Raw genomic sequence first — 10,313 nt, 5'->3', positions numbered from 1 at the left:
AACAAACAATGCTGCCAAAGGAATCCCAACCAGACAGACCAAAGCCTGACCAGTCCGGGGTATCAAAACAAATTTGGCACTGGCTTTACAAGCACCCTGTTGAGTTCTCAAAGAACAACCACACACCGCCCGGAAACCCTCAACCGAGGACCCCCGACCCGGGGCACCACATCCACCCGTGACCACCACTCCCGCGGCGAGCACTCTTACTACGTTACCTCACCGTCTTCCCCGTGTCAACCGGTGTGTCCCGGTCTGTCACGCTTCGTACGGGTTGGCATCCGCGATCGCGCGCAGCAGTCACCCGCTGCGTTTGATCATCGGATTCAGCAGGCCGGCCGCTGCGGTCTCCCGCACGCTCGCCCGGTACCCTGCCGGTCGTCAACCATACCCGGTCGGCTCCGCCCCGCCAAATCCGCCTCACGACAGATCCAGGGACACCGCCCGGTCCCGGTTACCAGAGGCATAACCTCCGCACCCCCAGGTCCATTCCCGCGCTCCGGCCTTCCAGGCTTTCGCCTGTTTCGTCCGTTCCGCGCTGGCAGAGAGAAAGCTACGCCCCCGGCCGGATGATCGTCAAATCCGCCGCCGGCGTCCCGCGTCACACCTTCCCCGGTACACCGTTGCCCAAGCCGGCCTCATCCGGTGGGTGCTGCACTCGCAAGGTCGGACTGCCCGGGGGTCACGCCGACTGAACCGGGCATCTCCGGCATCCGTCCGTCGCGCCCGAGCAGATGGGCGGCACGGGTCAGGCTGCCGGCCCGCGGCGGCGGGCGGCGCGCCAGCCGCGTACCCCCAGCAGCCCGACGGTGGTGCCGATGGCGAGTGATGCCGCGATGAGCAGGGCGTGCACCCAGAAGAAGCCGGTCGGGGCCCCGTCGCCAACGGTGCCGGTGGACCATGCGCGCGGGTCGTTCCAGATGGCGACCGCGAACCGCGGCCAGATCAGCCAGGTCCACACGCCGACAGCGCCGAGGAAGACCGACCAGCCGCGGGACAACACCATGGTCAGCGAGTATGCCAGCGGGCCGGGCGGCCGACACGGGCAGTTCCGCTCGGGCCGGGCGTCGCGCGTACGCGTGCTGTTTCCGGGCTGCGGTACGGGGGCACCTCTGTATGGGACCAGGAAGCCGGATGACGCGCCGGAGGTGTCCGACATGCAGCCGTTCAACCCGTGGACCTGGCGAGACCCGGCAGCTCTCGCCGGCGGGTACGACCAGACCAGGCCCACCGAGGAGCCGCAGGACCGCTCGGAACACGACGGTCCGGACGCGCCCGGCCCCGGCACCCCGGTCGACCTGGTGGGGTACCGGGTGGAGGCGACCGACGGGAGGATCGGTTCCATCGACCAGGCCAGCGAGGACGCCGACGCGCGGTACCTGGTGGTGGACACCGGACCCTGGATTCTGGGGAAGAAGGTGCTGCTGCCGGTGGGCACGATCGACCGGGTGGACCACCTGGAGCGGGTGGTACACGTCGACCGCAGCCGCGCGCAGGTCAAGGAGTCGCCGGCCTTCGACCCGGACGACTTCGGTCGACCGGAGTACCGCCAGCGGATCGGCGCCTACTACACGGACAGCTACCAGCAGAGTTGAGCGGCGCGGAGAATCCCGGATGTCCGGCTCGCTGAGCACACGCCTGCACACCTCCGAGCCGCTAAGCCTCGGGCAAGACCAGCAAAGGGCGTTTCCCGCTCCGGCCGCCGCCCAGGCACCGCCCAGGTGATCCTCGCCGATCCATATGATCACAAGGTGACGCATCGACTGCGCCTTGCGACAGGTGCGGATCTCGACGGTCTGATTATCATCCTCAACGGCCGCCGTCATCTGGCCACAGCAGCAAGGCATGGACCAGTGGGGCGTGGCTGTGGCACGCCGACGAGCTACGTCCAAGCATCGAGGCGGGCGTGCTCCTGCTGGCGGAAACCGGCGACGGAGTTCCGATCACGACCATGACGCTCGACGATGTGCCCGACAAGGATTTCTGGACACCCGCAGACCACCCGACGTCAGCGCTCTACCTGAGTCACCTCGCCGTCGACCGGTCCTTCAGCGGACACGGTGTGGGAACGTGGATGCTCAACCAGGCCGCACAACGAGCCGCGCACGGCGGCAAGAAGTGGCTCCGGCTGGATGCCTGGAAGACCAACACGCTCCGGAACGCTGTTCCAGCGCTCGGCTGCTACCACAACGTGACGGTCTGGCGCTATCGGAGGTCTTTGATCGTCCCCGACCGGGGGCTGGCCCCGCCGGCGATGCCCACACCGAGGATCAGCGGCCGTCGCGGGCGCGGCGCCAGGCGGCGGAACGCAGCAGGCGCAGGCCGTTGAGGCCGACGATGACGGTGGAGCCCTCGTGGCCGGCGACGCCCAGCGGCAGCGGCAGGTGACCCACGATGTCCCAGGTGACCAGCACGGCGATGAACGTGCCCGCGATCACCAGGTTCGCCACCACGATCCGCCGGGCTCTGCGGGCCAGCGCGAGCACCGCCGGGAGGGCGGTGAGGTCGTCGTGGATCAGCACCGCGTCGGCGGTCTGCAACGCGAGGTCGGAGCCGCGTCGGCCCATGGCGACGCCGGCGTCGGCGGCGGCGAGGGCGGGTGCGTCGTTGATTCCGTCGCCGACCAGCAGCACCCGCCGTCCGTCGGCTTGCAGGGCACCGACGCGGTCGACCTTGTCGGCGGGCAGCAGCCCGGCGTGGACGGTGCGGATGCCGACGTCCTCGGCGAGCCGTCCGCCGGCGGCGGCGTTGTCCCCGGTGAGCAGTTCCGGGGGGCGGCCGGTCAGCGTACCGAGGGTGGCGACGGTGTGTGCGGCGTCCGCGCGTACCCGGTCGGTGAGGGTGAGGACGCCGGCCGGCGCGTCGTCGACCACGACCACCACGGCGGTACGCCCGCCGACCTGGGCTGCCTGGATCGCGGTGCGGACCGCGTCCTGCTCCGGGGACGGGGGCAGTTCGTCGAGCAGGGTGGGATTGCCAACCCGTACCCGGTGACCGTCGACGGTGGCCACGACGCCGACACCGGGGGTGGCGGTGAAGTCGCGGGGGGCGGGAAAGGCCAGGTCGCGGCGGCGGGCTTCGGCGGTCACGGCCGCGGCGAGTGGGTGCTCGCTGGGTGCCTCCGCCGCAGCGGCCAGGCGCAGCAGCCCGCCCTCGTCGTGGATGGGGCCGACCGGGTGGATGGCGGTGACCACGGGGGTGCCTTCGGTGAGGGTGCCGGTCTTGTCGAAGGCGACGGCGTCGATGTCGGCGAGGCGTTCCATCACGACCGCGGACCTGACCAGTACGCCGTGCCGGCCGGCGAGGGCGATCGCGGACAGCAGCGGCGGCATGGTGGCCAGCACCACCGCGCAGGGGGAGGCCACGATCATGAAGGTCATCGCCCGCAGCAGGGTGGGCTGCAGCGCCGCGCCGAGCATCAGTGGCACGGTGAACAGCGCGAGCGTGGCCACCACGACGCCCATCGAGTAGCGCTGCTCGACCTTCTCGATGAACAGCTGGGTGCGTGCCTTGGTGGCGGAGGCCTGCTCCACCTGGGCGACGATCCGGGCGAGCACCGTCTCTCCGGCGGGGCGGTGCACCCGGGCCAGCAGTGCCCCCGTGCCGTTGACGGTGCCGGCGAAGACCTCGTCGCCGGGCCGCCGGTCCACCGGTAGCGGTTCGCCGGTGATGCTCGCCTGGTCGACCTCGCTGGTGCCGTCGACGACGACGGCGTCGGCGCCGATGCGCTCGCCGGGGCGTACCCGGATCAGGTCACCGACGCGCAGCCGTGCCGGATCCACCGTCTCCTCGTTCCCGTCCTGGCCGACTCGGGTGGCCCGGTCCGGGCTGAGGTCGAGCAGTGCGCGGACGGACTCGGCGGTGCGGGCTGTCGCGAACGCCTCCAGCGCCCCGGAGGTGGCGAAGATGACGATCAGCAGCGCTCCGTCGAAGACCTGGCCGATCCCGGCGGCGCCGAGGGCTGCGACGATCATCAGCAGGTCCACGTCCAGGGTGCGCTCGCGCAGTGCGCGCAGGCCGGACAGCGCCGGCTCCCAGCCGCCCGCCAGGTAACAGGCGAGGTACAGCGCCCACCACAGCGGCGCCGGGGCGCCGGCCAGCTGGGCGGCGCCGCCGAGGGCGAACAGCACCAGCGCCGCGGCGGCCCACCGCACTTCGGGCAGGGCCCAGAGGCGGTGGGTGAGGGGCTTGGCCGGTGGTGGGGCCGCCGAGGGAGTCCGCGTGGCTTCCCGGGTCATCGTCACGCCGGCAGCATACCTGCGCATCTTCGCATGCAGTAGATCAGGCAGGGAGCCGTGGCCGGTAGAGTGAGAGCGTGCACACGTCGTTGCCGGATTTCCGCATGCCGCACGACGAGCAGGTCCAGCTCGCCGCCGAAGGCTTCCGGCTGCTCGCCGACCCGACCCGCATCAAGATCCTCTGGGCGCTGCTGCAGGGGGAGTCCTCGGTCGCCTGCCTGGCCGAACTGGTTGGTGCGGCACCGACCGCGGTGAGCCAGCACCTGGCGAAGCTGCGCCTCGCCGGGCTGGTACGGGGCCGACGGGAAGGGACCTTCGTCTACTACTCGGCCGCCGACGTGCATGTGCAGCGACTGCTGACCGAGGCACTCTTCCACGCCGACCACCACGACGGCGACACCGCCGGGCACGGCACCGCCGGGCACACCTTCGGCCCGGTCGGCGGCGAGGCAGCCACCGGTCGTTGACCACCCCCCCTGCCGCGTCTCACCACCCCATCCGAGGACAACCAGGCCGGCGCGACACCCGTGTGTGCGGGGCCGCGCCGGCCGGATCCGTCCGCCCAGAGATACCCCCCACTCTCAGCGGATTCTGGTAATGGTAACGGCTTTCAGTTACAGCAGGGCGTTGCCCTCCAGCGTCGACGTGAAGCAAGCCCCCGGCCGCCGGTAGCTCACCAGGACGCCTTGCGGATGCCGGGGAGTTCGCCGCGCAGCGCCATCTCGCGGAACCGCAGCCGGGACAACCCGAAGCGGCTCAGCACTCCGCGTGGCCGCCCGTCGACCATGTCGCGGTTGCGCAGCCGTACCGGGCTGGAGTCCCGCGGCAGGCGGGCCAGTTGGCGGACGGCGTCGTCCCGGACGGCCGGATCGGTGTCCGGGCGGGCGATGGCCCGCTTCAGTCCGGCGCGGCGCCCGGCGTGCCGGGCGACGAGTTCGGCACGGCCGGCCTGCCGGTTGCCCAGGCTCCTGCGGGCCATCTCAGCGTGCCTCGCGGAACTCGACGTGCCGGCGTACCACCGGGTCGTACTTGCGCAGCACCAGCCGGTCGGGGTCGTTACGGCGGTTCTTGCGGGTGACGTACGTGTAGCCGGTGCCGGCGGTGCTGCGCAGCCGCACGATCGGGCGGACGTCGGTCTGCCGGGCCATCAGAGAGTCACCCCACGGGCGCGCAGCTCGGCCACGACCTTCTCGATGCCCTTGCGGTCCACGGTCTTCAGCGCCTTGGCGGTCAGGGTCAGCCGGATCCACCGCCGCTCGGAGGGCAGCCAGTAGCGGTGGTTCTGCAGGTTGGGGTTCCACCGGCGGCGGGTGCGCCGGTGGGAGTGGGACACGGCGTTGCCGAAGCTCGGCTTCGCCCCGGTGACGTCACAGCGTCGGGACACGGGTCACTCCTTCACAACGAGCCTTGTGGTCGATCACGTGCCTATAATGACAACCGTTTTCAACTTGGTCGAGAGGACTGTGATGTCGACGTCACCGCTCGCACCGGCCGACGCCGGAGCCCCGGCGGCCGGCACCCGGCCGTCGCTGACCGTGCTCAGCGGCTTCTGGCCGGCCGCCACGTACGCCGTCGCTCGCGCGCTCCTCGCCGCCGACCCGGCACTGCTGCTGGTCCGCCACGATCTCGCCGAGGTCCGCGAGGGCACCGTGCACCGGGTGGTCCGCGACGCCGCCGGGGTGTGGGAGGACGAGCGGATCACCCTGGCCCACGGCTGCGTCTCCTGCACCCTGCGGGAGGACGTGCTGCCCACCCTCGCCCGGCTCGCCCGCGCGCACCCCGGCCGGGACCTGCTGCTGATGCTGCCCGAGGTGGTCGAACCCGAGGCCGTCGCCGCCGCCTGCGCGCACTGCCTCGTCGACGGCGCGTCCCTGGCCGACCTGTTGCGGATCGACTCCTACGTCACCGTCGTGGCCGCCGAGCACCTGCTCGACGGCCTCGCCAGCACCGACGAGCTCCGGGCCCTCGGCATCCAGGCCGCCGACAACGACGGCCGCGCCCTAGCCGACGTCGTCGTCCGGCAGATCGAGTACGCCGACACGCTGGTCCTCTGGGGAGACTCACCGGAAGGGGCGTACGACACCAGCCGCCTCGCGGTGCTGCTGGAACGGATGGCCCCCTGGGCGACCCTGGTGTCCGTCCAGGGCGACCACGTCGACGCCGGCGAACTGACCCGCCAGCTACGCGGCACCGGCCGGCACCGCCCCGAAACCCCCGGCGTGCTGGCCCGCGGCCTGGAGGGCTACTCGCTCGGGGTGCACGAGCCGCACCCGGACTGCGGCGTGGTCTCGGTGGTCTTCCGTGCCCGGCGCCCGTTTCACCCCGGCCGGCTGCACGACGTCCTGGAAGAGGTCAACGCCGAGGTCATCCGCTCCCGGGGCCACCTCTGGCTGGCCAGCCAACCCGAAACGGTGGTCACCTGGGAGTTTGCCGGCGGTGGCCTCGGCCTCGGTTGCCTGGGCCGCTGGCTGGCCGTCCTGCCCGACCAGCACTGGGACCACGCCTCCGACCACCGTCGGCTCGCGGCGGCGCTCGACTGGGACCCCTACTACGGGGACCGCCACCAGCACCTCGTCTTCATCGGCCTGGACCTCGACCCTGCCGACCTGCACCGCACCCTCAGCCGCTGCCTGCTCACCGACGCCGAACTCGCCGACGGCGAGGAGACCTGGCGCACCTACCACGACCCGTTCGCCGGCTGCTTCCCGCTCGCCGGCCTGGACCCGACCGACACCGAAGGAGAACCCACGTGAAGCCCGGCATCCACCCCACCTACCGGCCCGTCGTCTACCGCGACCGCGCCGCCGACTTCGCCTTCCTCACCCGCTCCACCGCCAGCAGCGACCAGACCATCGAGTGGACCGACGGCAAGACGTACCCCGTGATCGACGTGCAGATCTCCTCGGCCAGCCATCCCTTCTGGACCGGGCGGCAGCGCCTGCTCGACACCGAGGGACGGGTGGAGAAGTTCCGCGCCAAGTACGCCCGACGCGGGCCACAGCGCTCACGCTGAGCCGGTTACTCATCGACCGGCCGGCCCGTGGACTGCCTGCCTCGCCGACACGGGTTGGCCGGTCGATGACCGGTGACCGACCACCACAACGCCGACGGAGTGCGATGAGGAGCCGGTCACCGCACCTCCCCGGACGCCGGCAGAGCCAGTAGCGCGTGGTCGCCGTCCCGGCGGAGCGTCACGGCGGGGCCGAACCCGGCCCGAGACGCCGCCTGCCGGTGCCAGCGGACCGGCGCCACGAACTCCGCGCTGGTCAGCCCGGCCAGGAGGGCGGCCCGTCGGCGCAGCAGCGGCTCCAGGACCGGATGCCCGGCGAGCTGACGCCACCAGTCCGTCCACGGATCGCCGGCGCTGTCTCGCCGCTGCTGGGGCGCTTCCGCCGGGCGTGCAGCCGGCTGGTCGTCCGCTACGGGGTCGGCCAGCAGGAGCAGTCCGTGCGGACGCAGCACCGTGCGCGCCTCGGCGTACCAGTCCCGGAGTCGCTGTTCCGGCAGGTAGTGCGCGGTCATGATGGCCAGGACCAGGTCGAACGGGCCGCCGGCGAGGGCCGTCCAGCCCGGTGAGCCGAGGTCCGCGGACACGGTGTGGACGCGGCCCGGCAGCGCGGCATCGGCGAGCGCCAGCAGCACCGGGTCGACGTCGAGCACGGTGACCTGCGCGTCGGGCCAACGGGCGAGGACGGCCTCGGCGGTGGTGCCCGGTCCGCCGCCGACATCGAGTACCCGCTGTGGCGGCCGGCCGGTCAGCGCCTGGACCGCGTCCAGCCCGGCCGTCAGGAGGGCGTCCCGGCCGGGCTGGTAGTGGCGCATCATCGCCTCCCAGTCCCGCCGCCATCCGGCCACGTCTTCGGGCACGAGGTGAGTGGACACGTCAGCGCCGAGCCGGGACGACGACCGGTTCGGGGTGCGCGTGCTCGTCCTCGTCACCGAAGTCCCATTCCGGGAACGGGTCGGGCAGTGCCCGCCAGCCGTCCTCACCGACGGCGATCTCGGCCTCGGTGAGCAGGCAGTCCTCCAACGCCGCGCGTAGGCCGCCGGCGTCCAGCCCCACCCCGATCAGGACGAGTTCCTGCTGGCGGTCGCCGAAGACCGGATGCCAGCGGGACGCCAACTCGGCCCGGTCGACGGGATCCTCCGGCCACTCACCGGAGACCGCGACCGGTACGCCGGCCGGGTCGCAGCGCCCGGACGGGCCAGCCTGCGACCAGAGCGCCTGCACGTCCGGGCGGCTGGCCAACCAGAGGAAGCCCTTGGAGCGCAGAACGCCGAACCGGTCCAGCCCGTCGGTGAGCAGATTCCACAGCCGCTGCGGATGCAACGGCCGGTGATCGCGGAAGACGATGCTGGAGATGCCGTACTCCTCGGTCTCGGGCACGTGCTCGCCGTTGAGTTCGGCCACCCAGCCGGGGGCGGTCTCGGCACGTTCCAGGTCGAAGCGGCCGGTGTGCAGGATCTCCGCCGGCGGCACCCGCCCGTGCACCGTGCGGACCTGCCGGGCCGCCGGGTTGAGCCGGGTCAGCAGCGCCTCCAGCACACCCAACTCCTCCGTGGTGACCAGGTCGGTCTTGTTGACCACCAGTACGTCGGCGAACTCGATCTGGTCGACCAGCAGGTCGGAGATGCTGCGGTCGTCCCCCTCGTACGCGGCCAGTCCGCGCGCCTCGAGCGTCTCGCCCGCCTCGATGCGGGCCAGCAGCCCGGCCGCGTCGACCACCGTCACGGTGGTGTCCAGCCGGGCCAGATCGTCGAGGACCTGCCCGTCCTCGACGCCGAAGGCGAACGTGGCGGCCACCGGCATCGGCTCGGAGATGCCGCTGGACTCGATGAGCAGGTAGTCGAAGCGGCCCAGCCGGGCGAGCCGGGCCACCTCGTCGAGCAGGTCGTCGCGCAGCGTGCAGCAGATACAGCCGTTGGTCAACTCGACCAGTCGTTCCTCGGTCCGCGACAGCGCTCCCCCGTCGCGGACCAGCGCCGCGTCGATGTTGACCTCGCTCATGTCGTTGACGATCACCGCGACCCGCAACCCGTCCCGGTTGGCCAGGACGTGGTTGAGCAGGCTGGTCTTGCCGGCGCCGAGAAAGCCGGACAGCACGGTGACCGGCAGCCGGCCGGTCACGGCTGGTCCACCACCTGGCGGCCCTTGTAGAGCCCGCAGTGGGCGCAGGCCCGGTGCGGCACCACCATCTCCTTGCGCGGGCACGGGCAGGGGGTCAGCTGCGGCACACTCGCCTTCCACTGCGCCCGCCGGTGCCGGGTGTTCGACCGGGAGGTCTTCCGCTTGGGTACGGCCACGAGAGGTTCTCCTTCGACGACGGACCCACAGACTATCGGAAGTGATTTTCGTTTCCAGCAAGGACCACCGGCCGGGCGGCGGGAGCAGCACGCGTACGGGCGGGCCACCACCCGGCGGCCCGCCCCCGTCAACGCCGGATGCGCAGCACGACCAGGGCGACGACGTACGCCACCCCGGCTGTCGCGCCGAGTGCGGCGAACGGCTGCCCGTCCTGCCCGCGCGCGACCTCGATGACGAAGCCGGCGAGCACGGCGGCGATCAGCGTCATCCCGGCGAAGGTGGTGGCATCGCCGTCGATGCGGTTGATCCGCTCGTCGCGCCGGTCGAGCAGGCCGGCGACGGTCTCGCTCGTCCGGGCGAGGACGAGGAGCAGCACCGCGATGGTGGACATCAACCCCAACCCCACGAAGGCGAACGTGCGGTCACCGCCCCGCAAGCCCGCCACGAGGTAGGCAAGGCCGCACAGCACGGCGAATCCCACCGTGGACCACCGCTTCCACGACCACGCCCTGCGGGCCGCACCCTCATTTGTCGACATGAAAGACCTCCTCCACCGTCTTGCCGAAGAACCGGGCCAGCGCGATCGCGAGCGGCAGGGACGGCAGGTAGCGCCCCGTCTCGATCGAGTTGACGGTCTGGCGTGAGACACCCAGCGCCGCCGCCAGATCGCCCTGCGCCATGCCGCGATCCGTCCGCAGTTCCCGCACCGTGTTGCGCATGTGTAAAGCATGCTTGTCACAGCTCAGTGTGTCAAGGCTGCTTTACACCTC

General features: G+C 71.6%; 15 protein-coding genes. 5 read left to right on the top strand and 10 right to left on the bottom strand.

The features are described 5' to 3' along the window. Positions 1-748: 748 nt before the first annotated feature. Positions 749-1,006, bottom strand: coding sequence for a hypothetical protein (locus E1166_RS01335; RefSeq protein ID WP_132334994.1), 258 nt, complete (start codon positions 1,004-1,006; stop codon positions 749-751). 151 nt (positions 1,007-1,157) lie between these two features. On the opposite strand from E1166_RS01335, the gene E1166_RS01330 reads away from it, so the two are divergent. After that, positions 1,158-1,595 carry a PRC-barrel domain-containing protein gene (locus E1166_RS01330; protein ID WP_132334992.1) on the top strand — a complete coding sequence of 146 codons (438 nt, stop codon included), beginning with the start codon at positions 1,158-1,160 and terminating at the stop codon, positions 1,593-1,595. A gap of 311 nt (positions 1,596-1,906) precedes the next feature. Beyond that, complete coding sequence (locus tag E1166_RS01325; protein ID WP_132334990.1) at positions 1,907-2,329, top strand: GNAT family N-acetyltransferase; 423 nt, start codon at positions 1,907-1,909, stop codon at positions 2,327-2,329. Here E1166_RS01325 and E1166_RS01320 read toward each other — a convergent pair. After that, complete coding sequence (locus E1166_RS01320) at positions 2,271-4,238, bottom strand: heavy metal translocating P-type ATPase (RefSeq protein ID WP_132335014.1); 1,968 nt, start codon at positions 4,236-4,238, stop codon at positions 2,271-2,273. The two genes, E1166_RS01325 and E1166_RS01320, sit on opposite strands and share 59 nt — an antisense overlap. Before the next feature lie 104 nt (positions 4,239-4,342). Here E1166_RS01320 and E1166_RS01315 point away from each other — a divergent pair, with 104 nt between their 5' ends. Beyond that, positions 4,343-4,705, top strand: coding sequence for a metalloregulator ArsR/SmtB family transcription factor (locus E1166_RS01315; RefSeq protein WP_347813006.1), 363 nt, complete (start codon positions 4,343-4,345; stop codon positions 4,703-4,705). A gap of 206 nt (positions 4,706-4,911) precedes the next feature. On the opposite strand, the gene rpsN is transcribed toward E1166_RS01315, so the two are convergent. From rpsN to rpmB, 3 genes are read right to left on the bottom strand one after another with little or no spacing between them, the layout of a single operon-like run. Next, entirely contained in the window at positions 4,912-5,217 is a 306-nt protein-coding gene (gene rpsN / locus E1166_RS01310) for a 30S ribosomal protein S14 (protein WP_132334988.1), read from the bottom strand. 1 nt (position 5,218) lies between these two features. Continuing rightward, positions 5,219-5,386 carry a 50S ribosomal protein L33 gene (gene rpmG, locus E1166_RS01305; RefSeq protein WP_013287204.1) on the bottom strand — a complete coding sequence of 56 codons (168 nt, stop codon included), beginning with the start codon at positions 5,384-5,386 and terminating at the stop codon, positions 5,219-5,221. Beyond that, positions 5,386-5,622, bottom strand: coding sequence for a 50S ribosomal protein L28 (gene rpmB / locus E1166_RS01300; protein WP_132334986.1), 237 nt, complete (start codon positions 5,620-5,622; stop codon positions 5,386-5,388). Before rpmB ends, rpmG begins: the two co-directional genes overlap by 1 nt. A 79-nt stretch (positions 5,623-5,701) precedes the next feature. On the opposite strand from rpmB, the gene E1166_RS01295 reads away from it, so the two are divergent. Continuing rightward, the gene (locus tag E1166_RS01295) at positions 5,702-6,991 is read left to right on the top strand and encodes a GTP-binding protein (RefSeq protein WP_132335012.1); all 1,290 of its coding nucleotides are present in this window, start codon (positions 5,702-5,704) and stop codon (positions 6,989-6,991) included. Continuing rightward, the gene (locus E1166_RS01290) at positions 6,988-7,251 is read left to right on the top strand and encodes a type B 50S ribosomal protein L31 (RefSeq protein ID WP_132334984.1); all 264 of its coding nucleotides are present in this window, start codon (positions 6,988-6,990) and stop codon (positions 7,249-7,251) included. Before E1166_RS01295 ends, E1166_RS01290 begins: the two co-directional genes overlap by 4 nt. A gap of 116 nt (positions 7,252-7,367) precedes the next feature. On the opposite strand, the gene E1166_RS01285 is transcribed toward E1166_RS01290, so the two are convergent. From E1166_RS01285 to E1166_RS01265, 5 genes are all read right to left on the bottom strand, one after another. After that, positions 7,368-8,105: a class I SAM-dependent methyltransferase gene (locus tag E1166_RS01285; protein WP_243710070.1), complete on the bottom strand. Its 738-nt coding sequence runs from the start codon at positions 8,103-8,105 to the stop codon at positions 7,368-7,370. Positions 8,106-8,121: 16 nt separating this feature from the next. Beyond that, the gene (locus E1166_RS01280) at positions 8,122-9,366 is read right to left on the bottom strand and encodes a GTP-binding protein (protein ID WP_132334982.1); all 1,245 of its coding nucleotides are present in this window, start codon (positions 9,364-9,366) and stop codon (positions 8,122-8,124) included. Beyond that, the gene (gene rpmF, locus E1166_RS01275; RefSeq protein ID WP_132181545.1) at positions 9,363-9,542 is read right to left on the bottom strand and encodes a 50S ribosomal protein L32; all 180 of its coding nucleotides are present in this window, start codon (positions 9,540-9,542) and stop codon (positions 9,363-9,365) included. The genes E1166_RS01280 and rpmF overlap by 4 nt, the downstream gene beginning before the upstream one ends. 128 nt (positions 9,543-9,670) lie before the next feature. Beyond that, positions 9,671-10,081, bottom strand: a complete 411-nt coding sequence (locus E1166_RS01270; protein ID WP_132334980.1) for a hypothetical protein — start codon at positions 10,079-10,081, stop codon at positions 9,671-9,673. Beyond that, on the bottom strand, positions 10,068-10,262 hold the full coding sequence (locus E1166_RS01265; protein WP_132334978.1) for a helix-turn-helix transcriptional regulator: 195 nt from the start codon (positions 10,260-10,262) through the stop codon (positions 10,068-10,070). The genes E1166_RS01270 and E1166_RS01265 overlap by 14 nt, the downstream gene beginning before the upstream one ends. Positions 10,263-10,313 lie beyond the last annotated feature (51 nt).

Source organism: Micromonospora sp. KC213, assembly GCF_004348325.1.
Lineage (GTDB): Bacteria > Actinomycetota > Actinomycetes > Mycobacteriales > Micromonosporaceae > Micromonospora.
This window is presented reverse-complemented; position numbering and strand designations above follow the sequence as displayed.

What these genes read in the sequence shown, in the direction of transcription:
- E1166_RS01335 (WP_132334994.1), bottom strand. Translation starts at nt 1,006, where the DNA reads ATGGTGTTGTCCCGCGGCTGGTCGGTCTTCCTCGGCGCTGTCGGCGTG.
- E1166_RS01330 (WP_132334992.1), top strand. Translation starts at nt 1,158, where the DNA reads ATGCAGCCGTTCAACCCGTGGACCTGGCGAGACCCGGCAGCTCTCGCC.
- E1166_RS01320 (WP_132335014.1), bottom strand. Translation starts at nt 4,238, where the DNA reads ATGACCCGGGAAGCCACGCGGACTCCCTCGGCGGCCCCACCACCGGCC.
- E1166_RS01315 (WP_347813006.1), top strand. Translation starts at nt 4,343, where the DNA reads ATGCCGCACGACGAGCAGGTCCAGCTCGCCGCCGAAGGCTTCCGGCTG.
- rpsN (WP_132334988.1), bottom strand. Translation starts at nt 5,217, where the DNA reads ATGGCCCGCAGGAGCCTGGGCAACCGGCAGGCCGGCCGTGCCGAACTC.
- rpmG (WP_013287204.1), bottom strand. Translation starts at nt 5,386, where the DNA reads ATGGCCCGGCAGACCGACGTCCGCCCGATCGTGCGGCTGCGCAGCACC.
- E1166_RS01270 (WP_132334980.1), bottom strand. Translation starts at nt 10,081, where the DNA reads ATGTCGACAAATGAGGGTGCGGCCCGCAGGGCGTGGTCGTGGAAGCGG.
- E1166_RS01265 (WP_132334978.1), bottom strand. Translation starts at nt 10,262, where the DNA reads ATGCGCAACACGGTGCGGGAACTGCGGACGGATCGCGGCATGGCGCAG.